Annotated in this window: 19 protein-coding genes, 3 tRNA genes and 1 pseudogene; 10 read left to right on the top strand and 13 right to left on the bottom strand. The window is 72.3% G+C overall.

Going from position 1 to position 25,947, the window contains the following annotated elements; translation table 11 throughout:
• The first annotated feature begins 8 nt into the window (after positions 1-8).
• Positions 9-263 carry a DUF3073 domain-containing protein gene (locus tag STRVI_RS01420; RefSeq protein WP_014053833.1) on the top strand — a complete coding sequence of 85 codons (255 nt, stop codon included), beginning with the start codon at positions 9-11 and terminating at the stop codon, positions 261-263.
• Positions 264-383: 120 nt separating this feature from the next.
• Here STRVI_RS01420 and purM read toward each other — a convergent pair whose 3' ends face one another.
• The 3 genes from purM to STRVI_RS01405 form a co-directional block, all read right to left on the bottom strand.
• Complete coding sequence (gene purM, locus STRVI_RS01415) at positions 384-1,451, bottom strand: phosphoribosylformylglycinamidine cyclo-ligase (protein ID WP_014053832.1); 1,068 nt, start codon at positions 1,449-1,451, stop codon at positions 384-386.
• A 40-nt stretch (positions 1,452-1,491) separates the two neighbouring features.
• A complete protein-coding gene (gene purF, locus STRVI_RS01410; protein WP_014053831.1) occupies positions 1,492-3,051 on the bottom strand; it encodes an amidophosphoribosyltransferase in 1,560 nt (519 codons plus the stop codon).
• Positions 3,052-3,240: 189 nt separating this feature from the next.
• Positions 3,241-4,029 (bottom strand): maleylpyruvate isomerase family mycothiol-dependent enzyme, encoded by a 789-nt coding sequence (locus STRVI_RS01405; RefSeq protein WP_014053830.1) that lies wholly within the window; start codon positions 4,027-4,029, stop codon positions 3,241-3,243.
• An 84-nt stretch (positions 4,030-4,113) separates the two neighbouring features.
• Here STRVI_RS01405 and STRVI_RS01400 point away from each other — a divergent pair, with 84 nt between their 5' ends.
• Positions 4,114-4,512 (top strand): nuclear transport factor 2 family protein, encoded by a 399-nt coding sequence (locus STRVI_RS01400; protein WP_014053829.1) that lies wholly within the window; start codon positions 4,114-4,116, stop codon positions 4,510-4,512.
• 105 nt (positions 4,513-4,617) lie between these two features.
• Here the strand turns inward: STRVI_RS01400 and purL are convergent, their stop codons facing one another.
• From purL to purS, 3 genes are read right to left on the bottom strand one after another with little or no spacing between them, the layout of a single operon-like run.
• Positions 4,618-6,891: a phosphoribosylformylglycinamidine synthase subunit PurL gene (purL, locus tag STRVI_RS01395; RefSeq protein WP_014053828.1), complete on the bottom strand. Its 2,274-nt coding sequence runs from the start codon at positions 6,889-6,891 to the stop codon at positions 4,618-4,620.
• Entirely contained in the window at positions 6,888-7,568 is a 681-nt protein-coding gene (purQ, locus tag STRVI_RS01390; RefSeq protein ID WP_014053827.1) for a phosphoribosylformylglycinamidine synthase subunit PurQ, read from the bottom strand. The genes purL and purQ overlap by 4 nt, the downstream gene beginning before the upstream one ends.
• Entirely contained in the window at positions 7,565-7,849 is a 285-nt protein-coding gene (purS, locus tag STRVI_RS01385; RefSeq protein WP_014053826.1) for a phosphoribosylformylglycinamidine synthase subunit PurS, read from the bottom strand. The genes purQ and purS overlap by 4 nt, the downstream gene beginning before the upstream one ends.
• A 303-nt stretch (positions 7,850-8,152) precedes the next feature.
• Here purS and STRVI_RS01380 point away from each other — a divergent pair, with 303 nt between their 5' ends.
• From STRVI_RS01380 to STRVI_RS01360, 5 genes are all read left to right on the top strand, one after another.
• Entirely contained in the window at positions 8,153-8,470 is a 318-nt protein-coding gene (locus STRVI_RS01380; RefSeq protein WP_014053825.1) for a histone-like nucleoid-structuring protein Lsr2, read from the top strand.
• Positions 8,471-8,574: 104 nt separating this feature from the next.
• Positions 8,575-8,646, top strand: a tRNA-Gly gene (locus STRVI_RS01375).
• 81 nt (positions 8,647-8,727) lie between these two features.
• A tRNA-Gly gene (locus tag STRVI_RS01370) sits at positions 8,728-8,803 on the top strand.
• 203 nt (positions 8,804-9,006) lie between these two features.
• Positions 9,007-9,627: a response regulator transcription factor gene (locus STRVI_RS01365; protein ID WP_014053824.1), complete on the top strand. Its 621-nt coding sequence runs from the start codon at positions 9,007-9,009 to the stop codon at positions 9,625-9,627.
• 139 nt (positions 9,628-9,766) lie between these two features.
• Positions 9,767-9,842, top strand: a tRNA-Gly gene (locus STRVI_RS01360).
• 50 nt (positions 9,843-9,892) lie between these two features.
• Here STRVI_RS01360 and STRVI_RS01355 read toward each other — a convergent pair.
• Positions 9,893-10,813, bottom strand: coding sequence for a phosphoribosylaminoimidazolesuccinocarboxamide synthase (locus tag STRVI_RS01355; RefSeq protein ID WP_014053823.1), 921 nt, complete (start codon positions 10,811-10,813; stop codon positions 9,893-9,895).
• A 287-nt stretch (positions 10,814-11,100) separates the two neighbouring features.
• Here STRVI_RS01355 and STRVI_RS01350 point away from each other — a divergent pair, with 287 nt between their 5' ends.
• Positions 11,101-12,555, top strand: coding sequence for a phytoene desaturase family protein (locus tag STRVI_RS01350; RefSeq protein WP_014053822.1), 1,455 nt, complete (start codon positions 11,101-11,103; stop codon positions 12,553-12,555).
• Between the two features lie 246 nt (positions 12,556-12,801).
• Here the strand turns inward: STRVI_RS01350 and STRVI_RS01345 are convergent, their stop codons facing one another.
• The 3 genes from STRVI_RS01345 to purD all read right to left on the bottom strand — a co-directional run bounded on the left by STRVI_RS01345 (position 12,802) and on the right by purD (position 18,037).
• A complete protein-coding gene (locus STRVI_RS01345; RefSeq protein WP_014053821.1) occupies positions 12,802-14,313 on the bottom strand; it encodes a N,N-dimethylformamidase beta subunit family domain-containing protein in 1,512 nt (503 codons plus the stop codon).
• A gap of 273 nt (positions 14,314-14,586) precedes the next feature.
• The gene (locus tag STRVI_RS01340) at positions 14,587-16,434 is read right to left on the bottom strand and encodes a hypothetical protein (RefSeq protein ID WP_014053820.1); all 1,848 of its coding nucleotides are present in this window, start codon (positions 16,432-16,434) and stop codon (positions 14,587-14,589) included.
• A 337-nt stretch (positions 16,435-16,771) separates the two neighbouring features.
• Positions 16,772-18,037, bottom strand: a complete 1,266-nt coding sequence (gene purD, locus STRVI_RS01335) for a phosphoribosylamine--glycine ligase (RefSeq protein ID WP_014053819.1) — start codon at positions 18,035-18,037, stop codon at positions 16,772-16,774.
• Positions 18,038-18,596: 559 nt separating this feature from the next.
• Here purD and STRVI_RS01330 point away from each other — a divergent pair.
• Entirely contained in the window at positions 18,597-19,331 is a 735-nt protein-coding gene (locus STRVI_RS01330; protein WP_014053818.1) for an SLATT domain-containing protein, read from the top strand.
• A gap of 61 nt (positions 19,332-19,392) precedes the next feature.
• Here the strand turns inward: STRVI_RS01330 and STRVI_RS01325 are convergent, their stop codons facing one another.
• From STRVI_RS01325 to STRVI_RS01315, 3 genes are all read right to left on the bottom strand, one after another.
• The gene (locus tag STRVI_RS01325; RefSeq protein ID WP_014053817.1) at positions 19,393-20,043 is read right to left on the bottom strand and encodes a hypothetical protein; all 651 of its coding nucleotides are present in this window, start codon (positions 20,041-20,043) and stop codon (positions 19,393-19,395) included.
• Between the two features lie 200 nt (positions 20,044-20,243).
• Positions 20,244-20,963, bottom strand: coding sequence for a GntR family transcriptional regulator (locus STRVI_RS01320; RefSeq protein ID WP_014053816.1), 720 nt, complete (start codon positions 20,961-20,963; stop codon positions 20,244-20,246).
• Between the two features lie 221 nt (positions 20,964-21,184).
• The gene (locus STRVI_RS01315; protein WP_014053815.1) at positions 21,185-22,546 is read right to left on the bottom strand and encodes an aspartate aminotransferase family protein; all 1,362 of its coding nucleotides are present in this window, start codon (positions 22,544-22,546) and stop codon (positions 21,185-21,187) included.
• A gap of 307 nt (positions 22,547-22,853) precedes the next feature.
• Between STRVI_RS01315 and STRVI_RS55475 the strand changes: the two are divergent.
• A pseudogene (locus tag STRVI_RS55475) lies at positions 22,854-24,224 on the top strand (serine/threonine-protein kinase); the annotation flags it as partial.
• Positions 24,225-25,947 lie beyond the last annotated feature (1,723 nt).

Raw genomic sequence — 25,947 nt, 5'->3', positions numbered from 1 at the left:
GTCGAGCCATGGGGCGCGGCCGGGCCAAGGCCAAGCAGACGAAGGTCGCCCGCCAGCTGAAGTACAACAGCGGTGGGACGGATCTCTCACGCCTGGCCGAGGAGCTGGGCGCATCGACACCGAGCGAGCCGCCGAATGGCGAGCAGTTCGAGGACGATGAGCTGGACGACGACCCGTACGCACAGTACGCGGATCTGTACAACGACGATGAGGACGAGGACGACGACCAGTCCGATCCGTCCCCGCAGCGTCGCCGCGCCTGAACCACCCGTTCCAGGCGCTCGGCTTTTCGCCGCACACCTCCACCGGTCCGGGGCACCCGCCTCGGACCGGCTTCTGTGCTGTTCGCGCACACCACGCGGTCCACTCGGCCCGCATGGTCATCAGCTCGCATGGTCACCGGTCAGCGCCACCGCTTCCGCGTCCCCGGCCGTGCGCTCGGTGATCTCACCGCTGACCCACGCCTCGACACCGCGGTCGGCGAGCGTGGTGAGCGCCACATCGACGGAGTCGGCCGGGACCACCGCCATCATGCCGACGCCCATGTTGAGGGTCTTCTCCAGCTCAAGACGCTCGACCGAGCCGGCCTCACCGACCAGCTCGAAGATCGCGCCGGGGGTCCAGGTCGAGCGGTCCACGACCGCGCGCAGCCCCTCGGGGATGACCCGCGCCAGGTTGTTGGCGAGCCCGCCGCCGGTGATGTGCGAGAAGGCGTGCACCTCGGTGGTACGGGTGAGGGCCAGGCAGTCCAGCGAGTAGATCCGGGTGGGCTCCAGCAGCTCCTCCCCCAGCGTCCGGCCGAGCTCCGGCACCTCGCGGTCCAGCGCCCAGCCGGCCCGGTCGAAGAGCACATGGCGGACGAGTGAGTACCCGTTCGAGTGAAGTCCGGACGAAGCCATGGCGATCACCGCATCACCCGTTCGGATGCGATCGGCGCCCAGCACCCGATCGGCCTCGACCACGCCCGTACCGGCCCCGGCGACATCGAAGTCATCGGCGCCCAGCAGCCCCGGGTGCTCGGCGGTCTCGCCGCCCACCAGGGCGCAGCCGGCGAGGGTGCAGCCCTCGGCGATGCCCTTGACGATGGCGGCGACGCGCTCGGGGTAGACCTTGCCGACGCAGATGTAGTCGGTCATGAACAGCGGCTCGGCACCACAGACCACCAGGTCGTCCACGACCATGCCGACCAGGTCGTGGCCGATGGTGTCGTACACGCCCATCCGCCGGGCGATGTCCACCTTGGTGCCGACGCCGTCGGTGGCGGAGGCGAGCAGCGGACGCTGGTAGCGGGCCAGCGCGGAGGCGTCGAAGAGCCCGGCGAAACCGCCGAGGCCGCCCACGACCTCGGGCCGGCTCGCCTTCTTGACCCACTCCTTCATCAGCTCGACGGCGCGGTCACCCGCCTCGATGTCGACGCCCGCGGCGGCGTAGGTGGACCCGGACTCAGGCATGACGTTGAGATCTTTCGTATCGGGGATGACAGGCGTGCGCTCAGGGACGGCGCAGGGCGTCGGCGCCGCCGACACCAGCGGTCAGCGTCGTCACACCATCGGCGTCGGCGCTGTTCGGGGCCTGTGTTTCGGACTCCAGGAGGTGCTTGCCCAGCAGCCCCGGATCCGGCAGCTCCATCGGGTACTCACCGTCGAAGCAGGCACGGCACAGATTCGGCTTGGCGATCGTGGTCGCCTCGATCATGCCGTCGGTGGAGATGTACGCCAGCGAGTCGGCGCCCAGCGACTTGCCGATCTCCTCGACCGAGAGGCCGTTGGCGATCAGCTCGGCGCGGGTGGCGAAATCTATGCCGAAGAAGCACGGCCACTTGATCGGCGGGGACGAGATCCGGATGTGGACCTCGGCGGCCCCGGCCTCGCGAAGCATCCGCACCAGGGCGCGCTGGGTGTTGCCGCGGACGATCGAGTCGTCGACGACCACCAGGCGCTTGCCCCGGATGACCTCCTTGAGGGGGTTCAGCTTGAGCCGGATGCCGAGCTGGCGAATGGTCTGCGAGGGCTGGATGAAGGTCCGGCCCACATAGCTGTTCTTGACCAGTCCGGAGCCGTACGGAATCCCGCTGGCCTCGGCGTAGCCGACGGCGGCGGGGGTGCCGGACTCGGGCGTCGCTATGACCAGGTCGGCGTCGGCCGGGGCCTCCTTGGCCAGCCGGCGGCCCATCTCGACCCGGGAGAGGTACACGTTCCGGCCCGCGATGTCGGTGTCGGGGCGGGCGAGGTACACGTACTCGAAGACACAGCCCTTGGGGCGGGCCTCGGCGAAGATGGTGGAGCGCAGCCCGTTCTCGTCTATGGCGACCATCTCGCCGGGCTCGATCTCACGGATGAAGGACGCGCCCACGATGTCCAGGGCGGCGGTCTCGGACGCCACCACCCAGCCGCGCTCGAGGCGGCCGAGGACCAGCGGGCGGACGCCCTGGGGGTCGCGCGCCGCGTACAGCGTGTGCTCGTCCATGAAGACGAGGCTGAAAGCGCCCTTGACCTTCGGCAGCACGATGGGGGCCGCCTGCTCGACGGTCAGCGGCTTGCCGTCGTCGTCCGCCTGGCCCGCGAGCAGGGCGGTGACCAGGTCGGTGTCATTGGTCGCCGCGACCTGGGTGGCCCGGCCGCCGTCCCGTGGCAGGGCCGCGACCAGCTCCGCCAGCTCGGCGGTGTTGACCAGGTTCCCGTTGTGGCCGAGCGCGATCGAGCCGTGGGCGGTGGCCCGGAAGGTCGGCTGCGCGTTCTCCCATACCGAGGCTCCGGTGGTGGAGTAGCGGGCGTGACCGACCGCGATATGGCCCCGGAGAGAGCCGAGAGAGGTCTCGTCGAAGACCTGGGAAACCAGGCCCATGTCCTTGAAGACGAGGATCTGGGAGCCGTTGCTCACCGCGATGCCCGCGGACTCCTGTCCGCGGTGCTGCAGTGCGTACAGCCCGAAATAGGTGAGTTTGGCGACCTCTTCACCCGGTGCCCAGACTCCGAAGACGCCGCAAGCGTCCTGGGGGCCCTTCTCACCGGGGAGCAGGTCGTGGCTGAGTCGTCCGTCACCACGTGGCACGTCATCGAGTCTAGGCCAGTTCGGCGGTGCCTCCGAACGAGGGACCCGTCAGGGGGGCGTAAGTCACATTCCCCGCACCGCTCCGGGCCCCCGGAACCCCTGCCCGACCTGCGAACCGCCAGGGCCGGAAATTCGTGGCCGAGGCAAGGATCACATCTCGCTCCCCGAAAAGGATCACATCGCGGGCGCTCAGCCGAGCACGGGGAGGTGGGCGGAGAGGTCGGCGCGGTCGCCGCTCGCGGTCAGCGGCGCAGAATCCAGGGCATCCGCCCAGGTCAGGCGGCCCGTGGCGAGGCGGATCCAGGTCAGCGGGTCGGTCTCCACGACGTTCGGCGGGGTGCCGCGGGTGTGCCGGGGGCCCTCGACGCACTGGACTACGGCGAACGGTGGGATCCGCAGCTCGACCGAGCCGCCGGGCGCCTTCGCCGCGAGGGCGTCGGCGAGCACCCGGACCGTGGTGGCCAGCGCCTGACGGTCGTGCCGTACGGGCACTCCGGTGGCGGCCGTCAGATCGTCGGCGTGGACCACGAGCTCCACACAGCGGGTGACCAGGTAGTCCTCCACCCGCATCGCGCCGACGCGGGTGGCCAGCAGCCGGTCGCCGGGCGCGACGGAGGCCGTCTCCGCGAACCGCGCCTCGGCGCGCTCCAGCAGCTCGCCCAGGTCCTCGCCCGCCGCGAGGGCGCGGGTTTCCTCGTCGATCGGCCCGGAGTGCGCGGCCAGCGCCGCGGCCCAGCCGGTGACGGTGACCTCGCGCGCGGGCGGCGCGGGCCGCTCCAGGAGCCGGACGACGGAGGTGACGGCCATCGCCAGATGCGCGACCAGCTCCCGGACCGTCCAGCCGCCGAGCCGGGTGGGGGCGTCCAGGCCCGTCTCGTCCAGCTCCTCGGCCGCCTTCCGCACCAGCCGCAACTGCGCGATCACGGCGGTACGGGTCTTGGCGGGGTCATAGCTGCGGGCACGGGCACGGGGCGGCATGGCGGAGAGCTTAGAGGAGGCCCCGGACAGCGGCAGGATGGGAGGAGGAAGGGTTTTCCATCGGCATGGAGGGTGTGAGATGCCATGGCCGAACACCCCGATCGCGCCTTGGTGCGCCGCGCCTGCACGGCCTTCTCCCAGGGCGATCTGGACACGGTATCGACGCTGATGACGGCGGACGCCGTCCATCATCTGCCGGGTGACCACGCGATGTCGGGCCACCACAAGGGCCGGGACGCCTGCATGGACCTGTACCGCTCGTTGTACGAGGAGACCGGCGGCACGCTGCGGGTGGACCTGGAGACGGTGCTGTGCGACGGGCGCGGACACGCGATGTCCGTCCACCACCTGCGCGCCGAGCGCGGCAACCGTGGCCTGGATACGAAGACCGGACATTTCTTCACCGTCGTCGGCGGGAAGATCACCGACATCGACGAATGCGTCGAGGACATCGACGCCTGGGACGCGTTCTGGGGCCCATGAACCCCGTCTGGGGTAGATGAACCCCGGCGCGCGAGGCCCGAAGCGACCTCACGGCCCGCTCCCTGTCGTCAGGGAGCGGGCCGTGCGTCACAAGGACGCGGGTCCTCAGGCCAGCAGGCCCGGGATCGTCGCCTCGTACGGCTCCCTCAGCTCGGCCAGCGGGATGGAGAACTGCCCCTGGACGTCGATCGCATCGCCGTCGATCACGCCGATACGGGCCGCCGGAAGCCCCCGCGCCCCGCACATGTCCTTGAAGCGGACCTCCTCGCTGCGCGGTACGGCGACGACCGCCCGGCCCGCGGACTCGGAGAACAGCAGGACGAACGGGTCCAGACCGTCGGGGACGACGATCCGCACGCCCTTGCCGCCGCGCAGACACGACTCGGTGAGCGCCTGGATCAGACCACCGTCGGACAGGTCGTGGGCCGCGTCCACCATGCCGTCGCGCGAGGCCGAGATCAGGATCTCGGCGAGCAGCCGCTCCCGCTCCAGGTCCACCTTCGGCGGCAGTCCGCCCAGGTGGTCGTGGATCACCTGGGACCAGGCCGAGCCGCCCAGCTCCGCCGCGGTGTCACCCAGCAGATAGAGGAGCTGGCCCTCCTCCGCGAAGGCGATCGGGGTGCGGCGGGCCACATCGTCGATCACACCGAGGACGGCGACGACCGGCGTCGGGTGGATGGCCACCTCGCCGGTCTGGTTGTACAGCGACACATTGCCGCCGGTGACCGGGGTGCCCAGGGTCAGGCAGCCGTCGGCGAGGCCGCGGGTGGCCTCCGCGAACTGCCACATGACCGCGGGGTCCTCCGGCGAGCCGAAGTTGAGGCAGTTGGAGATGGCGAGCGGCGTGGCGCCGGACGCGGCCACATTGCGGTACGACTCGGCGAGCGCGAGCTGCGCCCCCGCGTACGGGTCCAGCTTGGCGTAGCGGCCGTTGCCGTCCGTGGCGACGGCCACGCCGAGGCCGGTCTCCTCGTCCACGCGGACCATGCCGGAGTCCTCGGGCTGCGCGAGGACCGTGTTGCCCTGGACGAAGCGGTCGTACTGGTCGGTGATCCAGGACTTGGACGCCTGGTTCGGCGAGGCGACCACCTTGAGGACCTGCTCGCGCAGCTCCTCGGCGGTGGCCGGGCGCGGCAGCTTGTCCGCGTCGTCGGCCTGGAGCGCGTCCTGCCACTCGGGGCGGGCGTAGGGGCGCTCGTAGACCGGGCCCTCATGGGCGACGGTGCGCGGCGGGACGTCGACGATCTGCTCGCCGTGCCAGTAGATCTCCAGCCGCTCGCCGTCGGTGACCTCACCGATGACGGTGGCGATGACGTCCCACTTCTCGCAGATCTCCAGGAAGCGGTCGACCTTCTCGGGCTTCACGATCGCGCACATGCGCTCCTGCGACTCGCTCATCAGGATCTCCTCGGGGGAGAGCGAGGAGTCGCGCAGCGGCACGGTGTCCAGCTCGACCCGCATACCGCCGGAGCCGGCGCTGGCGAGCTCGCTGGTGGCGCAGGACAGGCCCGCGCCGCCGAGGTCCTGAATGCCCTCGACCAGCTCCTCCTTGAAGATCTCCAGGGTGCACTCGATGAGCAGCTTCTCCTGGAAGGGGTCGCCGACCTGGACGGCAGGGCGCTTGGTGGGCTTGCCCGTGCCGGAGGCACTATCGCCCGCAGCGTCGAAGGTCTCCGAGGCCAGCACGGAGACGCCGCCGATGCCGTCGCCGCCGGTGCGAGCGCCGTAGAGGATCACCTTGTTGCCGGCGCCGGACGCCTTGGCGAGGTGGATGTCCTCATGCTTCATCACGCCCACGCAGAGCGCGTTGACCAGCGGGTTTCCCTGATAGCAGGGGTCGAAGACGACCTCGCCGCCAATGTTGGGCAGGCCCAGGCAGTTGCCGTAGCCGCCGATGCCCGCGACCACACCGGGCAGCACCCGCTTGGTGTCGGGGTGGTCGGCGGCGCCGAAGCGCAGCGGGTCCATCACGGCCACCGGGCGGGCGCCCATGGCCAGGATGTCGCGGACGATGCCGCCGACGCCGGTGGCCGCGCCCTGGTAGGGCTCGATGTACGAGGGGTGGTTGTGCGACTCGACCTTGAAGGTGACCGCGTAGCCCTGGCCGACATCGACCACACCCGCGTTCTCGCCGATGCCGACGAGCAGGGCGTCGCTCTCCGGGGCCTTCTCACCGAACTGCCGCAGATGGACCTTGCTCGACTTGTACGAGCAGTGCTCGGACCACATGACGGAGTACATCGCGAGCTCGGCGCCGGTGGGGCGGCGGCCCAGGATGGCGCGGATGCGCTCGTACTCGTCCTGCTTGAGACCGAGCTCGGCCCAGGGCTGCCCGTCGTCCGGGGTCTGCGCCGCGTGCTTGGTGGTGTCCAGGGTCATGCGCTGACCAGCCTCTTGAGGATCGAGGTGAAGAACCCGAGACCGTCGGTGCGACCGGTGCCGATCAGCGGTTCGACGGCGTGCTCGGGGTGGGGCATGAGGCCGACGACATTGCCCGCCGCATTGGAGATACCGGCGATGTCGCGGAGCGAGCCGTTGGGGTTGAGCTCCTCATAGCGGAAGACGACGCGTCCCTCGGCCTCGAGTTCATCGAGGACGCGCTCATCGGCGACGTAACGTCCGTCGATGTTCTTCAGCGGGATGTTGATCTCCTGACCCTGCTCGTATGAGCGCGTCCAGACGGTCTCCGCGTTTTCCACTCGCAACTTCTGATCGCGGCAGATGAAGTGCAGATGGTTGTTCCGCAGCATCGCACCGGGGAGGAGATGGGTCTCGGTCAGAACCTGGAAGCCATTGCAGATGCCAAGCACCGGCATACCGGCCTTCGCCTGATCGATCACCGACTCCATTACCGGGGAGAACCGGGAGATCGCTCCGGCGCGCAGATAGTCGCCATAGGAGAAGCCGCCCGGCAGGATCACCGCGTCGACCTGCTTGAGGTCCTTGTCGCGGTGCCACAGCGGTACGGCTTCGAGGCCGGCGGTGCGCACCGCGCGCTGGGTGTCGCGGTCGTCGAGCGTGCCGGGGAAAGTGATGACTCCGATGCGTGCGGTCACGACTCGGCCTTCACGGCGGTGACGTCGGCACCCTCGCCGACCTCGACCTTCACGGAAAAGTCCTCGATCACGGTGTTCGCCAGGAAGGTCTCGGCGATCTCATGGATTCGGGCGAGGGCGGCATCGTCGACCGGGCCCTCCACCTCGAGTTCAAAGCGCTTGCCCTGACGGACATCGGCGATCCCCTCGAAACCGAGGCGGGGCAGTGCTCGCTGCACCGCCTGGCCCTGGGGGTCGAGGATCTCCGGCTTGAGCATGACGTCGACTACGACGCGTGCCACTGGCACTCCCGGTGGTGTGGTGCTGGTGCGTAAGGCGGTGGCGCAAGCCTACCCCGGCGAAAATTCTACGCGAGTAGATATGCAAGGGTTCGGTCACGTTTAAGCATCGTCGGTGGCAACCGATGGGGAAAGGTCGCGGAAAAACGTATGGTCCCGATCGCGGCGTGACACGCGGATGGAATTACCGGGGTTCACAATGCAATGCCAGTCGCTGTACAAATGAAAAAGCATTGTTGGACACAACTGGACAGCTGACATCTTTGCACGTCAACGCATCGATGCAGCCCGAAAGGACCGATATCCGTGGCGCAGCGCGTAGTAGTCACGCTCTCCGACGACCTCGAGGGCGGCCAAGCGGAAGAGACGGTCACGTTCGGACTCGACGGCAAGGTGTACGAGATCGACCTCAACTCTGCCAATGCGTCGAAACTGCGCGACGCCCTCGCGCCGTACGTGGAGGCCGGACGCAAGCGAGCCCGCTCGGGCAAGACGTACCGCCGCACCGATGTCGCCCCGGACCCGGCCGCGGTGCGCGCCTGGGCCAGGTCGCACGGCATGGAGGTGCCTCCGCGCGGCCGGATCCCCAAGAAGGTCTACGAAGCCTTCAACGAGTCGGTCTGAGTGACCCGTTCAGCCGAGTTGCACACCACCCCGGGGGATCCGCTAAAGTCTGGAGCACGCCGAGGGGCGAGGCCGAAAGGCCGAAACCCCGAGGAAGACACCATGCGGGTGTAGCTCAGTAGTAGAGCGCCCCCTTTCCAAGGGGGAGGCGCAGCGTGCGATCCCTGTCACCCGCTCTCATCGTCTATCGCCCTCTTGCCAAAGAGGATCAGGTAGAGTGATGCACGCGCCGATCGGTGAAAGCTGGTCGGAGGCATGCGGACGTGGCTCAGTTGGTAGAGCATCACCTTGCCAAGGTGAGGGTCGCGAGTTCGAATCTCGTCGTCCGCTCCAGATCTGAGGCGCCGGTCGAATCGACCGGCGCCTCAGGCGTTTTCAGGCCCGGAATCCCTGGCTGGTACTGGGGCCGGGGCCGGGGCGGGCGCGAACGGCGGTGCCGCTGAGGGAAAGTGACGGCGTGCCGGGTCGGTGTGATCCCGCCGGAAGAGGCCCCTGTGCGAGGGGCGCGCTGGAAGAGGTCCCGCTGGGAGGGGCGTGTGAACGACACCGCGGCGATCCGGGTGCTGCTGGCCGACGACGAGCATCTGATCCGGGGCGCCCTGGCCGCCCTGCTGGCGCTCGAGGACGATCTGCTGGTGGTCGCGGAGGCGGCGTCCGGGCCCGAGGCGCTGGCGATGGCGCGGGCGCACCGGCCCGATGTGGCGGTGCTGGACCTCCAGATGCCGGCGGCGGACGGGGTCTCGGTGGCCGCGACGCTCCGGTCGGAGCTGCCCGGCTGCCGGACGATGATCGTGACCAGCCACGGCCGGCCGGGGCACCTCAAGCGGGCCCTGGAGGCGGGGGTGCGGGCGTTCGTGCCGAAGACCACCTCCGCGCAGCGGCTCGCGGAGATCATCCGCACAGTGCACGGCGGGTCCCGCTATGTCGACCCCGGACTGGCCGCCGACGCGATCAGTGCGGGGGACTCCCCGCTGACCGCGCGGGAGGCGGAGCTGCTGGAGCTGGCGGCGGACGGCGCCTCCATCGCGGAGATCGCCCAGCGCGCCGGGCTCTCCCAGGGGACGGTCCGGAACTATCTGTCGGCCGCGGCGGCGAAGCTGGGGGCGGAGAACCGGCACGCGGCGGCACGGATCGGCCAGGAGCACGGCTGGCTCTGAGCGGCTCCTGAGCGGCTCCTGAGCGGCTCCTGAGCCCTCCGCGCCGCCGCCCCGAGCGGCCTCGACACCCGGGTGGTAGTTCACCGGTCGAGGGTTTGGTTATAGTAGAGGCGCGTCGAATCGGAAGAGTCCGGCGCAGGCGGACGTAGCTCAGTTGGTAGAGCGCAACCTTGCCAAGGTTGAGGTCGCGAGTTCGAGCCTCGTCGTCCGCTCCACGAACCAAGGGTCCCGGCCATTCGGCCGGGACCCTTGGTCGTTCTGCGGCCTACTTCCAGCGGGTGCCGGTCAGCAGCCCGTAAGCCTCCGCGTACTTCGCCCGCGTCCGCTCGACGACCTCCGCCGGGAGCGGGGGCGGCGGCTGCTCGGCGGTCCGGTCCCAACCGGAGGCCGGGGAGGTCAGCCAGTCGCGGACGTACTGCTTGTCGAAGGACGGCTGCGCGCGGCCGGGCTGCCACTGGTCGGCGGGCCAGAAGCGGGAGGAGTCCGGGGTCAGCACCTCGTCGGCGAGCACCGGCTCGGCGCCCTCCGCGCCCAGGGTCGCCTCCGCGTAGCCGAACTCGAACTTGGTGTCGGCGAGGATGATCCCGCGGGCTCGGGCGATCTCCCGGGCCCGGTTGAAGATGGCGAGGGTGGCCTGGCGAAGCTGGGCGGCGGGCTCGGCGCCGATGCGGTGGGCCACCTCCTCGTACGCCACGTTCTCGTCGTGCTCGCCGACCTCGGCCTTGGTGGCCGGGGTGAAGATCGGGGAGGGCAGCTCGGAACCGTCGGTCAGCCCCTCGGGGAGGGCGATCCCGCACACCGTACGGGTCTCGCGGTACTCGGCCAGGCCGGAGCCGGTCAGATGGCCGCGCGCCACGCATTCGACCGGGACCATCCGCAGCGACCGGCACACCAGGGTGCGGCCCTCCCAGTCGGCGGGGGCGCCGGGGGGCAGCTCGGTGGACAGGACATGGTTGGGGACGAGGTCGGCGAGGAGATCGAACCACCAGAGGGAGAGCTGGGTGAGGATCTTGCCCTTCTCGGGGATCTCGGTCGGCAGGACCCAGTCGTAGGCGGAGATCCGGTCGCTGGCGACCATGACGAGCTCACCGCGCTCGTTCCGGTAGAGGTCGCGCACCTTGCCGGTGTGCAGGTGCTGAAGGCCCGGAACCTCGACCGGTTCGGGCTTCTCGACGAATCCGGACACGCTTCCTCCTGGTGTTTTTGTCCATTTGTCCTAGCCCTCCTCGATTCTGCCGCACGAAGCGGCGGTGACCGGCGGCGGGGCGCGGACCGCGGGACCCGGCGCTTCGGGTTCCGCTTCCGGCCGGTTCGAACGCCTCGTAGGAGGAACTCGTGCGGCAGGACGAGACGAAGGAGGGCTGCGGGACACGGGACGGAGGGCTGCGGTCCCCTCCAGCCGCCTCCGGACGGGTCCGGAGGCGGCTGGAGGGGACCGGAGAAGGCCGGATGGGGCCGGATGGGAGGTGTGGCATGGCCGACGCGGCGATCGTGGGCAGCGGCCCCAACGGGCTCGCGGCCGCCGTCACCCTGGCCCGCGCCGGGCTGCGGGTGGAGGTGTACGAGGCCGCCGACACCATCGGCGGCGGGCTGCGCACCCAGCCGCTCTTCGACGCGGACATCGCACACGACATCTGCTCGGCGGTCCACCCCATGGCGCCCGTCTCCCGCTTCTTCCGCGCGTTCGGCCTGGCCGCGCGCGGGGTGGAGCTGCTGACGCCCGAGGTCTCCTACGCCCATCCGCTGGACGGCGGCCGCGCCGCGCTCGCCCACCGCGATCTGGCGGCCACCTGCGCCGGGCTCGGCCCGGACGGGGAGCGCTGGCGGCGGCTGATGGCGCCGCTGCTGCGGCACAGCGAGGGCCTGGTCGACTTCGTCCTCTCCGGACAGCGCGCGCTCCCCCGCGATCCGGTGGCACCACTGTTGCTGGCCTCGCGGATCCTCGTCCACGGCACCCGGCTCGGCGCCGCCCGCTTCACCGGCGAGGCGGCGCCCGCCCTGCTCGCTGGGGTCGCCGCCCATGCCGTGGGAAAACTGCCCAGCCTGGCCGGGGGCGCGGTGGCCGCCCTCCTCGGGCATCTGGCGCACGGCCCCGGCTGGCCGCTGCCGCGCGGCGGAAGCGCCCGGATCGCCGAGGCCATGGCGGACGACATCACCGCGCACGGCGGCACCTTCCACACCGGGCGCCCGATCGGCGACCTCGCCGAGCTGGCCGGCGGCGCTCGTGCGGTGCTGCTCGACACCGGTGTGCCGGGACTGCTGGACATCGCCGGGCGCCGGCTGCCCGACCGCTACGTCCGGGCGCTGCGGCGGTTCCGCTACGGCCCGGCCGCCGCCAAGGCCGACTTCCTGGTCAGCGAGCCGATCCCGTGGGCCGACCCCGCCGTGGGCCGCGCCGGGACCGTGCACCTGGGCGGCGGCCACGCCGAGCTGGCCCGGCAGGAGACCCTGACGGCGCGCGGGGTGCGCAGCCGGGAGCCGTTCGTCCTTCTCGTCGACCCGGCCGTCACCGACCCCGGGCGCGCCCGGCCCGGCAGGCGCCCGGTGTGGGCCTACGCCCATGTGCCGAACGGCGACGACACCGACCCGGTCGAGCTGATCCGCTCCCGGATCGAGACCTACGCCCCCGGCTTCGGCGACACCGTGCTCGCGGCGCGCGGCCTGTCCGGGCGGGACCTGGAGGCGTACGACCCCAACGATGTGGGCGGGGACATCGGCTCGGGCGCGATGACGCTGTGGCAGAGCCTCGCCCGGCCGGTGCCCCGCCTCGATCCATACCGCACCCCGCTCCCCGGGCTCTTTCTGTGCTCGTCGGCGACCCCGCCGGGGCCGGGTGTGCACGGCATGTGCGGATACCTGGCGGCCTTGTCGGCGCTGAGGCATCGTTTCGGCGTACGGACGGCGCCGTCCCTGGCCCCGGCGTCGTAGGGGTCGCCCCGCTTGCGGAATCGGGGCCGCCCGCCTCAACCCCGCTTGCAGATCCGATCCAGCAAATTCGCCGTCGCCCGCTGAATCCGCTCATCCGTATGCCCCGGACGATCCAACGCAGGCGACCACGCGAACGTCCCCGACGCGAACACCAGAGCGCCACGCACCTCCCCACCCGCCGCACCTCACCGCAAGCCGCAACCCACACGGCTCCGCCCCGCCCGCCCCCGGTCGGGGCCGCCCACCTCAACCCCGCTTACAGATCCGATCCAGCAGATTCGCCGTCGCCCGCTGAATCCGCTCATCCGTATGCCCCGGACGATCCAACGCAGGCGACCACGCGAACGTCCCCGACGCGAACACCAGAGCGCCACTCGGGGCACGGTAGAGCGAAGTCTCCTGGTGGCGGACGACCCCCTCCGTGTCCTCGTACGGCGAATGGGCCAGCAGGATGCGGCGGAGGTGCTCGGGCAGGACCGTGCGCGGGAAGTAGCGGTCGGCCTCGCCCGCGACCAGGCCGGGCAGCTCGTCGCCCTCCTCCGCGCCCGTGGCCTCCCACAGCCAGTGGCCGGCGTTGCGCACGATCAGCGGGCTCGGCTCGGGCACCCGGCCGGCGTACTGGATGCCGATCAGTTGCTGTTCGGGCGCGGTCTCCCGCCACAGCGCCGAGCGGCCGGGGCCGCGACGCTTGCGGCAGGTCAGCAGCCGGTCCGGACCGGAGGGCGAGGCGGTGAGCTCGACCTGCCAGTACATGGTGTTGGCGGAGAGGAAGACCAGCGAGGTGCCGCTGTCGCGGGCCGATTCCACGGCGCGGCGCATCGGCGCCGACCAGTACTCGTCGTGGCCGGGGAAGACCAGCCCCCGGTAGCGGGTGGGGTCGACCCGACGCGCGTGCAGATCGCTCATCTCGGCGTAGGCCAGGTCGTAGCCGTAGCGCTCGGCCCAGCGGATGAAGTCGTACGCATGGCCCACATGGAGGGGCAGCCCCGCGCCCGCGTACGGCCGGTCGAAGGAGACGGTGATCGCCGCCTCCGACTCGCCCAGCAGTTTTCCCCGCTCGTCCCAGGCGTGGTAGAGGCTGGCGCCGGTCCGGCCGTCCTCCGGGTAGAGGTTGTACGCCTGCCAGGTGAGGTCGGGGAGGACGAGGAGGAGATCGGCGGGGCGGGGGTCGCGGACGGTGAACGGGATATGGCTGCGGTAGCCGTCCACGGTGGTCAGCACCGCGACATAGGCGCCGGGCTTCCAGTACGAGGGGATCTGCAGCCGCCACGACAGCCACCAGTGGTGGCAGGAGACGGTGCGGTCGGCGGTGAGCGGGGGCGGCTGGACGATCCCGGACAGCCGGGGGCTGGTGGTGATCTTCAGCGCGCCGACGCCGTCGTAGTAGCCGATGCGGTAGATGTCCACGCTGAACTGCTGGGGCGGATCCACCGTGATCCGGAAGTCGATGGCCTCGCCGGGGGCCGCCGCGGAAGCGGAGGGGAAGCCCTTGATCTGTCGGTGGACATCGTCGGCGGTGCGGGGGCCGGGGATCCTGGCGGGACCCTTCGCACGGACCCGCCCGGCCGCCCGGTCGATGGCCCCGGGGTGGGCCCCGGAGTGCTGGACATGGTCGACGTACCACGGGACCACCCGCCCGGTGTCGTCGAAGTAGTTCTCACTGTCGCGCAGCCAGGGCAGCGGGCCCTGGCCGAAAGGATCCGTCACCGCGTGCGCGAGCGCTCCTGACTCCCAGCGCCGGATCTGGTCCGTCCCCACAATCGTTCCCCTCCCCTGCGTGCCCGGCGGCGCCTCGCCTCGCTGTCCTCGCACACCGCACCGCAGCGGATCCGGCCTTGTGGGCCGGGCTGCAGCGCCGGTCTGGCGGTCCGGGCCGGTGGGCCGGAACTCGTGGGCCGGGCGGACAGCGACCGGTCCAAGCACATCACATTACGCACCTACTCCGTCACCGATAGTCGCTAATTTGCCGGAACAGACGCCGAACGCGCGACAAGGCTGGACATAGGAGCGGATCCGGCGCACTATGCGCGCCTACACCAGCCGGACGGGCTTTTCCGGACGGATTCCCACCTCGCCGAGCCAGGCGCGCAGCGGCCCGTCGTCCCCGTCCTCCACCAGGCTGAGCACCGGATGGGCCAGGTCGGCCCGCCGCCGCCCGTCGACGAGCAGCGCGGGCCCGTCGAGCCAGTCGAGGCCGGGGGCCGCGCCCGCGGTGTCCACGGCGGCGCAGCAGACCATGGCGGTCACATGGTCGGCGAGCAGCTCGCGGCCGGTGCGCGGCGGCTGCAGCGGGAACGCCGGGGCGAAGTCGTCGATCCACGGGTCGCCACCGGACCCGCCGGCGGCCCCCTCCGCCCCCGCCGCGGGGCCCTGGCCGTACGCCCGGGTGGCGGCGGCCTCCTCATGGGCCACCTCGACACTGAGCCGGGCGGCGAGCCCGGGGGCGCCGCCGTCGGGGGCGTCGGCGGGGTCGGCCGCGGTGGCGGTGAGCCGGTCCATGACCCGGGCCAGGGTGGGCGGCGCGGGCGCGCTCACGGGGACCGGTGCGCGAGCGGCGCCCACGAGGTCGTGGGTGTCCTCCCGCTCGTCCAGGAGCCGGTTCAGCCGGGCGGCCTCCTGCCGCCATTTGCGGTCCACGACCTCCTCCGGATACGCGCTCCAGTCGACCGGGGACCAGTCGGGGCCCGGCTCCGGCGGGCCGCCGTGGAAGAGGCGGGCGGCCAGCAGCGAGGTGGCCTCGTCTATCACCCCGGGCTCCTCCAGGAGGTCGCAGGCCGGGCGCTCGCTCAGCCGGGAGGTGAACCCCTCGGCGAGCCGGTCGCGGCGGGAGAGCTCGGTGAGCGCCGAGACCACGCCCGCGTCCAGCCGGGAGGGCCAGCGGCCCATCCGCCAGGCGGGCAGCGCGACCCGGGTCAGCAGCCGGTCCCAGCCCGCGTAGGCGAGGCCCACCTGCTCCTGGGCGACGATGCGCAGCCCGTAGTCGACCGTCCGGGCCCGCTCGGAGGCGGCCGCGGCGACCGCGCGCTCCATCTCGGCCGCATGGTCCCGGCAGCCGCGCAGCAGCAGCCGGGCGACCCAGCCGACGAAGGCGAAGGCGGGGCGGCGCACCACCGCCACCAGGGCGGGCGCGGGTCCGGACGACGGCTCGCCGCCCTGGGCCGCGACGGCCACGGCGGCGTCCAGCCCGCGCACGAAGCGGCGGGCGGAGGCTATGTCGGGATGGACGGACGGGCCGGTGCCCGCCACCACCGGGGCGAGCAGCGCGCGCAGCTCGGCGACCCGCATCCACCACAGGAACGGCGAGCCGATCACCAGCACCGGCGCCTGCGGGACCCGCCGGTCGGGGCGGTCCACGATCCGGTCCGCGCCGCTCGCGGGGCCGGGGGCACCCCGCGCGGAGCGGGGCTCCTCGACCGCCAGGGCGCCGCGGTCCCTATGCTCCCGGCGCTGGGCGTGCGCCGGATGCGTACGGTCCTCCAGCCAACTGTCGCAGTCGGGGGTGAGCGCTATGGCCGAGGGCGCGGGCACCTCCAGCCGCTCGGCCAGATCGCGCACCAGCCGGTAGAGATCGGGCGCCGTCTCCTCGACGATGGCCACCGTCGGGGTGAGCGCGGGCCTGGCCCGGACGACCACGGCGGCCACGGCCGCCGCCAGCAGCAGGACCAGCAGAGCGCCCCCGGTCACCACCCAGCGCAGGGCCGTCCAGCCCTGGTCCTGGGAACCGCCGACGCTGCCGGTGGCGCTTCCGGCCAGCAGCACGACGGCTGCCGCGGCCGGAAGGAGTGCGACCGCGAGCGCCGTGCTCCGGATGCGCAGTACCGCGAGGGCGCGAGCGCGCGCCGTCAGGGCACCTGCTTCGATACCTGCCACGGTTCCCATCACCCCCTACTGTCCGGCCGATGTTTGAACAGCGGACGACGGCGGCGTTGTCTTCTCCCCACCCACTGTCGCACTGGCCGCTCACTCCGCAATGCCGGTGGGCCAGTTGCCGCACCTCGCCTGAGCGGCACACTAGTTGGGGGCCGGGCGTGCGTCAGCAGGATGCGGAAGCGCTCACCCGATGGAATGGCCTTGGGTAAAACCGGGAACTTCGCGATGGCGACGCCCGGCCCCGTGTGAACAGGCGCAAGCGGGCTTCGGGGCCGTTCGCGGGCCCGCCTGGGACACCCTTGAGACTCTTCTTACAGCGTCGCTTTACGCGTCTTACGGCTTGTCCCTACGAGGCCGCTTCGGCCGCCGCCTTCGCGGCGATGTCCGAGCGGTGGTGCGAGCCCGCCAGCCCGATCCGGCCCACCGCGCGGTAGGCCCGCTCGCGCGCCTTCGCCAGGTCGGAGCCGGTCGCGGTGATGGAGAGCACCCTGCCCCCCGCGCTCACCACCGCACCGGACGCGCCGTCCCGTTTGGTGCCCGCGTGCAGGACGTACGCCTTGGGGCCGTCCTGCTCGGCCACCGCCTCCAGCCCGGTGATCGGGTCGCCGGTGCGGGGGGTGTCCGGATAGTTGTGCGAGGCGACGACCACGGTCACGGCGGCGCCGTCGCTCCAGCGCAGCGGCGGCTGGGCGTCCAGACGGCCGGTGGCGGCGGCGAGCAGCACCGCGGCCAGCGGGGTCTTCAGCCGGGCCAGGACCACCTGGGTCTCCGGGTCGCCGAAGCGGGCGTTGAACTCGATCACCCGCACCCCGCGCGAGGTGATCGCCAGGCCCGCGTACAGCAGCCCGGAGAAGGGCGTGCCGCGGCGGTGCAGCTCGTCGACGGTGGGCTGGCAGACCGTGGCCACGACCTCGTCCACCAGCTCGGGGTCGGCCCAGGGCAGCGGGGAGTACGCGCCCATGCCGCCCGTGTTCGGGCCCTCGTCGCCGTCGTGGGCGCGCTTGAAGTCCTGGGCGGGCTGGAGCGGGACCACGGTCTCGCCGTCGGTGATCGCGAAGAGGGAGACCTCCGGGCCGTCCAGGAACTCCTCGATCACCACCCGGCCGCAGGCCAGCGCGTGCGCGCGGGCGGCCTCGACGTCCTCGGTCACCACGACGCCCTTGCCCGCGGCCAGGCCGTCGTCCTTGACGACGTACGGCGCGCCGAACGCGTCCAGCGCCTCGTCGATCTCGGCGGGCGTGGTGCACACATAGGCGCGGGCGGTGGGCACGCCCGCCGCCGCCATCACGTCCTTGGCGAACGCCTTGGAACCCTCCAGTTGCGCCGCCTCGGCGGACGGCCCGAAGGCCGGGATCCCCCGTTCGCGCACGGCGTCGGCCACCCCCGCCACGAGGGGGGCCTCCGGCCCCACGACCACGAGGCCCGCCCCCAGGGAGGCGGCGAGGTCGGCGACGGCGGCGCCGTCGAGCGCGTCGACCGCGTGCAGCTCGGCCACCTCGGCGATGCCGGCGTTGCCGGGGGCGCAGTGCAGGGCGGTGACGTCGGGGTCGAGGGAGAGAGCGCGGCACAGGGCATGTTCGCGGGCGCCGCCGCCGATGACGAGGACCTTCACGGTATGCAGCCTATTGCCTCGGGACCGGTGCACCCCGCCCCGGGGGCCGGTGCTGCGGCAGGGCGCTGTTGGGCGAGGCAGCGCCGTTGGGCGATGGGTGGTGTGTTCGGCCGCGTCGCCCTTTCGCGCCTTCGGCGCCTTTGAGCATGGGTCGGGGGGTGGGGGCGCGGGCCACTCGCCGGTCGCCGGGCCGGTCGGAGGCCGGGGCCGGTGGCGGCTCCGGCACTCGGGGCTGATGCCGATGCCGGACCACCGGGGGACGGGGGTAGTCCCCCTGGATATCGATTGACAATTTAGTTGCACCAGATCAAGCGTTTGGGGCAAACGCCGAAGGCGCGAGAGAAAGCCGCACCCGACCGGGCCGAGCAGTGCCGGCCCATGGGCAGTGAGACGGGACACTCTTTTGGGTGAGGAGTGGGCGGTCCTATACCCGATGGGGCAGCTCTTACGGGCTGAAAACCCGTGATCGGGTCTTCGTGGCCAGCCGTTCGGCGGTAGGAATGGTGGTCGCGCATCAGCCGCGCGCCAGGAGAAACGCCGCCGCAGAGGGAGTTGCACGGTGAGTCAGCCGGAGACGCAGCCCGAGGGGCTCCCTCGGCAGGAGGGTGCGAGAGCCCAGGGAGATCTGCTCGGTCGCCCCTTCCCGCACGGCGACTGGGGGGAGCCGGCGGAGCGGCTCGACGAGTTGTACCGGTGGGTCGAGGAGGGCGCCCTGGAGGTCGCGGGGTGGTACCTCGCCGAACGGGTGTGGAAGCGCCGGACCGCCCGGGTGCTGCGGGTGGGCGCCGCGGTGGCGGCGGTCGTGGCGGGCGTACTGCCGCTGCTGGATCTGAACGGGGCGCTGGACGGCGGCGGCGGGTGGGGCGCGCTGGCGCTGCTGCTGGCGGCCGCCTGCGTCGGCGGCGACCGGTTCTTCGGGCTGACGTCCGGCTGGATGCGGGACGTGGCCACGGCGCAGGCGGTGCACCGGCGGCTGGAGGCGTTGCAGTTCGACTGGGCGTCGGAGAGCGTGCGGGAGGTGCTGGGCCCGACCGAGGGCACCGCGAGCGAGGCCGTGGAGCGGTGTCTGTCGGTGCTGCGGCGGTTCTGCGAGGACGTGTCGGAGCTGGTGCGGGCCGAGACGGCGGGCTGGATGGTGGACTTCGGGGCCGGTGCGGCACCGCTGGTCACGCAGGCGCTGATGGCCCAGGGCTCCCGTCCGGACAGCGGGAGCCCCGCGAGCCGCTTTCCGCTGCCGCCGGGCCCCGCCCGGCCCAATATGCCGCGGCAGCGTCCTCCCGAGCCGCCCCGCTGACGACCGGACCGCAACGCCTGTCGGAGCGATCAGCCAATGGAGCGGTAAGCCGAAGGAGCGGTTAGCTGAAGACGATCATCGAGCCCTGGCCCAGGCTGCGCGTCGCCGCCGCGTGCAGGCCCAGCCAGACATGGCGCTCCCGTGCGAAGGGGCTGTCCTCGTACGGGACCGAGGCCGCCGGCTCCTCCAGGCTCGTGGGGCGGGCCGGGGGCGCGGGGGCGGCCGGGGGGTTGGACGGGTCGATGCCGAGCGCCGGGGCGACCGCCTCCAGCTCGCGCAGCAGGCCGTGGCTGGATCCCAACGGGCCGCCGCCCTCGAGGAGTTCGTCGTTGGACAGCGGGCTCTGGAAGTCGACGGGGACATACGCCCCCGCGTGGTCGTAGTGCCACACCAGATGCGACTGCTGGGCCGTGGGCTCGAACATCTCCAGCAACTGCTCGTAGTCCCCGCCCAGTTCGTCCACCGGCGTCACCGCGAGTCCGCACAGTTGCAACAGATAGGCACGGCGGAGAAAGTGCAGCGCGTCGTAGTCGAAACCGGCCACCGGGGCGACATCCCCGGACAGTCCCGGCATATAACTGAAGACGGGTACGGGCGGCAAACCGGCATCACTGAGCGCCTTGTCGTACGCGGCGATCTCTTCGGCGAAGGGGTTGTCGGGGCTGTGGCACAGCACATCGACGAGGGGGACCAGCCAGAGGTCACATGCCACGCGATCTCACTCTCGTATCCGTACGGTCGATGGTCGGCTCAGCGTAATGCCCCGCGTACGCGTCGCGAAGAGTGCCGGAAGCCAACCCTGGCGGGTCGGTCCACCCGCCGCCGCTCCGGCCTCCCCGGCCTCCGGCTCACTCACCGCCCGGGGGAACCGCTGACGGGCCGGGAGGAGTTCGGGAAGAGTTCAGGAGGAGATCAGGGGGAGTTGACCTCCGACGTCCGGTTCTGCGCGCGCGACTCCTCGCGCTCCACCAACCGCTCGATCAGCGCACGGAAATGCGTGTTGTACGCCCCTATCAACCGCTCCGAGTCATGTGGGTCCCCGCGGGTGACCGCCGCGGTCAGCTCGGAGTGCCCGGTCCATAGCTGACCGCGCAGATCGGGTACGCGACGCAGATACGGCACCGTGAAGACCCAGGTCTGCACGCGTAGCCGCTGCAGAAAGTCCGACACATACGGATTGCCGACCAGCCCGCAGATCTCGCGCCAGAAGCGCAGGTCGTAGCCGATGAGGATGTCCAGGTCACCGGAGCGGGCGGCCCGCTCCGCCTCCTCGGCCCGCCGCCTTACCGAGGCCAGCGCCTGCGGGGTCATGGTTTTCAGCTCGACGTAGTGCCGGAAGACGCCCTCGACCACCATCGTGCGGGCGTCGACCATGTGCCGGAAGTCGTCGATGGTGAAGTCGTGGACCCTGAACCCCCGGTGCTCCTCGACATCGAGCAGCCCCTGGGAGCACAGATCCAGCAGCGCCTCCCGGACGGGGGTCGCGGAGACGCCGTACTGCTGGGCGATCTCCTTGACGGTGAACTGGCGCCCCGCAAGGAGCCGGCCCGCGAGCACCTCGTCACAGAGCGCGTCGGCGATCTGCTGCCGCAGGGTGTTCCGCTTGACCGGGCTGGCGCCGGGCACGGGCATCGAGGACCGTCTCCTTCCACGGCCGTCGGTGTAAGAAAGCGGACGGCCCTCGCATCACGATATGCGAGGGCCGTTGCGCGGAACACGCAGAGTGCGGCGGTGGTCTACACCGGGCAGCGGTCGGGCAGCGGCCCGAGGGCAAACGGGCAGCGGAACGAGGACCACCCAGGCAGCCCACCCGGGACGGCCCGGGGTCGGCGTTCCCCGGGCCCCCGGTGCGGCTACGCCGTATGCGCGTCGGCCGCGGCCAGCGCCTCGTCCAGGATCGCGAGCCCCTCCTTGGCCTCGGCCTCGGTGACGGTGCACGGCGGCACGACATGGGTGCGGTTCATGTTCACGAAGGGCCACAGACCGCCGCGCTTGCAGGCCGCGGCGAAGCCGGCCATCGGCTGGTTGTCCGGTCCGCCGGCGTTGTACGGGACGAGCGGTTCGCGGGTCTCCTTGTCCTTGACCAGGTCCAGCGCCCAGAAGACGCCGAGGCCGCGCACCTCGCCGACCGAGGGGTGACGCTCGGCGATCTCCCGCAGCCCCGGGCCGATCACGTTCTCTCCGATCGCGGCGGCGTTCTCCACGATCCCCTCCTCCGCCATCGCGTTGATCGTCGCGACGGCCGAGGCGCAGGCCAGCGGGTGGCCGGAGTAGGTGAGACCGCCGGGGTAGGGCCGCTGGTCGAAGGTCGCGGCGATCTCGGCGGAGATCGCGACGCCACCGAGCGGCACATAGCCGGAGTTGACGCCCTTGGCGAAGGTCAGCAGGTCCGGGGTGACGCCGAAGTGGTCGGCCGCGAACCAGTGGCCGGTGCGGCCGAAGCCCGCCATGACCTCGTCCAGGATGAAGACGATGCCGTAGCGGTCGCAGATCTCGCGGACCCCGGCGAGATAGCCGGGCGGTGGGACCATGATCCCGGCGGTGCCGGGGATGGTCTCCAGGATGATCGCGGCGATGGTCTGCGGGCCCTCGAAGGCGATGGTGTCCTCGAGGTGGCGCAGCGCGCGCTCGCACTCCTGCGCCTCGCTGTCGGCGTGGAAGGGCGAGCGGTAGAGGAACGGCGCCCAGAAGTGCACCACGCCCGCCGAGGCGCTGTCGGAGGGCCAGCGGCGGGGGTCGCCGGTGAGGTTGATCGCGGTGGCGGTGGCCCCGTGGTACGAGCGGTAGGCGGAGAGCAGCTTGGGGCGGCCGGTGTGCAGCCGGGCCATCCGGACCGCGTTCTCCACCGCCTCGGCGCCGCCGTTGGTGAAGAAGATCTTGTCGAGGTCGCCGGGGGTGCGCTCGGCGACCAGCCGCGCCGCCTCGGACCGTACGTCCACGGCGAAGCCCGGGGCGATGGTGCACAGCTTCGCGGCCTGCTCCTGGATCGCGGCGACGACCTTGGGGTGCTGATGGCCGATGTTGGTGTTCACCAACTGGCAGGAGAAGTCGAGGTAGCGGTTGCCGTCGTAGTCCCAGAAGTACGAGCCTTCGGCGCCCGCGACGGCGAGGGGGTCGATGAGGCCCTGCGCGGACCAGGAGTGGAACACATGCGCGCGGTCGGCGGCCTTGACGGCGGCGCCGGCCGCGAGGTCGGGGCTGGGCTGCACGGACACGTTCGGTACCTCGGATCGCTCGCGGGTCGGGGTGGAACCAGCGTACGGACCGCATCCCCGGGCCGGGCACCGACAGGCTGTCAGGGTTTCGGCCCGCCCACCGACACCTTGCCGGGCCGCGGCGCCCCTGTCGTCACCGCCGGTGACCGGGACGCGGCGTCCGGATTTCGCTCCCCGGCCCGCGAGTGACACAGGACGGATACGGAACCGATAACGGATCGTCCGCGTCGTCCACTTCGCTCTCAGCCGCCTTTATTCTCTCCAAGGGGCTGATCAGGGGGATTCACGGGGAAGGGGCGATCGACGCATGGAAGACCTGGGGGCCGAGGACCCTCGATGGATCGGTGAGTACCGGCTGCTCCGGCGCCTTGGCGCGGGTGGCATGGGCCGGGTGTTCCTGGCTCATTCTTCGCGCGGCCGTACGGTGGCGGTGAAGCTCGTCCAGACCGAGCTCGCCCAACAGGCCGAATTCCGGCGGCGGTTCAAACAGGAGGTACGGGCCGCGCAGCGGGTCGGCGGCGCGTGGACCGCGCCGGTGCTGGACGCCGACACCGAGGCCGCCACCCCATGGGTCGCCACCGGCTACATCGCCGGTCCCTCCCTGCACGCGATCGTCTCCGAGTCGGGCCGCCTGCCCGAGCGGACCGTCCGCATCCTGGCCCACGGCCTCACGCAGGCCCTGCGGGACATCCACGACGCCGGTCTGGTCCACCGCGACCTCAAACCCTCCAACGTCCTGGTCACCATCGACGGTCCGCGCGTCATCGACTTCGGTATCGCCCGGGCGCTGGAGACCGTCACCGACGGCATCCTCACGCGCAGCGGCGCCGTCGTCGGGTCGCCCGGTTTCATGTCGCCCGAGCAGGTGCGCGGCGAGCGGGTCACCCCCGCCAGCGATGTCTTCTGCCTCGGCTCGGTAATCGCCTACGCGGCGACCGGCCGTCAGCCCTTCGGCACGGCCAACAGCGGGGTGCACGCGGTCATGTACCGCATCGCACAGGAGGAAGCGGACCTGGAGGGGCTGCCGGAGGGGCTGCGCGAGCTGGTCACCGACTGCCTGAAGAAGGCACCGGACGACCGGCCCTCGCTGGAAGCGCTGCTGGACCGTACGGCCGGTGCGGACGACGACGGCGAACCGTGGCTGCCGGGCGGGCTCGTCGCCCAGCTCGGACGGCATGCGGTGCAGCTCCTGGAGGTCGAGACGCCCGCGGGGCCGGGGGTGCCCGCCGTGCCGGGAATGCCCGCGCGGCCGGCCGTACCGCCGATGGCCGGGGCGGCGGGACCCGCCGCGCCCGTGGCCGGGGCGGCAGGGCCCACCGTCCCGCCGCCGCCCTCCGCGCCGCCGTCGGCCACGTCGTACCCGCTGGCTCCGGCGGAGCCCCCCACGCCCCCGCCACCCATCACACCGCCGCTCCCGTCGGCCGCGCCTCAGGCGGGCGCGGCACTCCCCCCGGCTCCGTCCGCGCCTCCTTCGGCGGGCGCGGGGCAGGGCGGCACGGCCCAGCCGGGCGGGCACGCCGCCGGACCGTACGCCGCGATGCCGCAGGCGGACGCGGGGCAGGCGGGCGGGCAGCAGGCGGGCGCGGGGCAGGCGGGCGCGGGGCATGCCGCCGGGCAGCACGCTGGCGCGGGACAGGCCGCCGGACCCGCGACGCCCGGCGGGCACCCTGCTGCGCCGTACAGCGCCACACGGCAGTCGGGCGGGGACCGGCGCACCCCTGACCCGGCCGCCGGGCCGCAGGCTGCCGCGTCGTCGGCCGACGCGCCATCGGCCGACGGCGCGCACGCCGGTTCGGGCCACGGCAGGACGGGGCACGCCGGGCCGGGTCACGCCAGTTCGGGCCACGGCGGGACGGGGCAGGGCGCGCCCCAGCAGGCCGCCGCGCATCATGACGCCCCGGGCCATCCCGCCGCCGCGCCCGCAGCGCCGGGCGGGGCAGCCACAGGGCCGCAGGGCGCCGCGCCTTCGGCGGGCGCGGCGCAGGCTGGGGCGGCGGGAGGATCCGCCGCGTCGCCCAGCACGCCCAGTGGTGCCGCCACGAGCCACGCCGCCGCATCCGGAACACCCGCAACACCCGGCCGACCGTCCGCCGCGCCCCAGGCAGACGCGGCGCAAGCAGGCGCGGCGCAGGCAGGCGCGGCGCAGGCAGACCCGAGGCAGGCGGACGCGTCCCCGGCCGGTGGAAGCCAGGGCTCCGCCTCTGCCGCGACGCCGGGCGGGCCGCAGAAGGGCGCGCTCTCCTCCGCCGGACCACAGGCGGGCGAAGGCCAGGGCGCACCCGGGCACCCCACGCCGCCGCACGCCGGAACGGGCGACGCGGCAGCCGCATCGCCCAACTCACCCGTCGGCGCCGGGCCACAGAGCCCCGCACCGTACGCAGCGCCGCAGCAGGCAGGCGGCGCGCAGGGCACACCTGGAAGCGCCACACCGCCCCAGGGCGCGCCGCCCCACGCCACACCCGGAAACGCCACACCGCCACAGAGCGCACCCGCCCACGGCACCCCCGGAAACCCCACCCCACCTCACGCCGGAGCAGCTCCCGCCGCGCCCAACTCGCCCGGTTCCGCCGCCCCCTACGCCGCTCCGGCGTACGGCTACCCGCCGCACGCCACCCCGTCGCAGCCCGGCGCGGACGGCGAGCCGCAGACGCCGCCGCACGCCTTCGGGCCGCCCGCCGTCACCTCGTTCGGGCCCGCCCCGTCCCCAGGCCAGGCGGCCGCCGCCACGCCCTCCGTCGGCTTCGGCCTGAGCGGTCCGAGCGGTCCGGGCGGACCGAGCGCACCGGCTGCGCCAGGCGGACCCGGCGGACCAGGCAGGCAAGGCGGCCCCGGCGGCGGCTCGCCGCAGCCGCCCCAGCCCAAGCGCCGCCGTAAGACGCTCATCGTCGTCTCTGCCGCCGTCGCCACGCTGCTCATAGCCGGGGTCGCCGCCCTCGTCGTGGTCAAGGGGAACGACGACAAGGGCGACAAGGCCAAGACCGACTACGACAAGACGACCCACACCCCGCCCGCCGGCCCGGATGCCGCCAACTCCAAGGCGCCCACCGGTGGTTCGGGCGGCGCGCCCGATCCGTCCGCGACCAAGCTGGACACGACCGGCGACGTGCCCACCGAGTATCTGGGCGCCTGGGAGGGCGAGATCAAGGAGAGCGGCTCATCCACCGGCAAGATCCGCCGGATCGTCCTCTCCCAGGGGCCGGTCGGCGCGTTCGTCGCCGAGACCCTGACCTCCGACTCGGACTCGTTCTGCCAGGACTCGGCCAAGCTCAAGTCGGCGGACAGCCTGCTGCTCATCGAGGACGACGAGGTCACCACCAGCATCCCCGAGGACAGTTGCAGCACGGTCGGCGAGCAGACCCTGCGGATAGGCAACGACGGCACCCTCGCCTGGAGTACCACGG

Origin of the sequence: Streptomyces violaceusniger Tu 4113 (genome assembly GCF_000147815.2) — a bacterium.
Lineage (GTDB): Bacteria > Actinomycetota > Actinomycetes > Streptomycetales > Streptomycetaceae > Streptomyces > Streptomyces violaceusniger_A.
Note: the sequence above shows the minus strand (reverse complement) of the source record. Positions and strands in the feature narration are given on the sequence as shown.

What these genes read in the sequence shown, in the direction of transcription:
- STRVI_RS01420 (WP_014053833.1), top strand. Translation starts at nt 9, where the DNA reads ATGGGGCGCGGCCGGGCCAAGGCCAAGCAGACGAAGGTCGCCCGCCAG.
- purM (WP_014053832.1), bottom strand. Translation starts at nt 1,451, where the DNA reads ATGCCTGAGTCCGGGTCCACCTACGCCGCCGCGGGCGTCGACATCGAG.
- STRVI_RS01405 (WP_014053830.1), bottom strand. Translation starts at nt 4,029, where the DNA reads ATGCCGCCCCGTGCCCGTGCCCGCAGCTATGACCCCGCCAAGACCCGT.
- STRVI_RS01400 (WP_014053829.1), top strand. Translation starts at nt 4,114, where the DNA reads ATGGCCGAACACCCCGATCGCGCCTTGGTGCGCCGCGCCTGCACGGCC.
- purL (WP_014053828.1), bottom strand. Translation starts at nt 6,891, where the DNA reads ATGACCCTGGACACCACCAAGCACGCGGCGCAGACCCCGGACGACGGG.
- STRVI_RS01350 (WP_014053822.1), top strand. Translation starts at nt 11,101, where the DNA reads ATGGCCGACGCGGCGATCGTGGGCAGCGGCCCCAACGGGCTCGCGGCC.
- STRVI_RS01340 (WP_014053820.1), bottom strand. Translation starts at nt 16,434, where the DNA reads ATGGGAACCGTGGCAGGTATCGAAGCAGGTGCCCTGACGGCGCGCGCT.
- STRVI_RS01320 (WP_014053816.1), bottom strand. Translation starts at nt 20,963, where the DNA reads ATGCCCGTGCCCGGCGCCAGCCCGGTCAAGCGGAACACCCTGCGGCAG.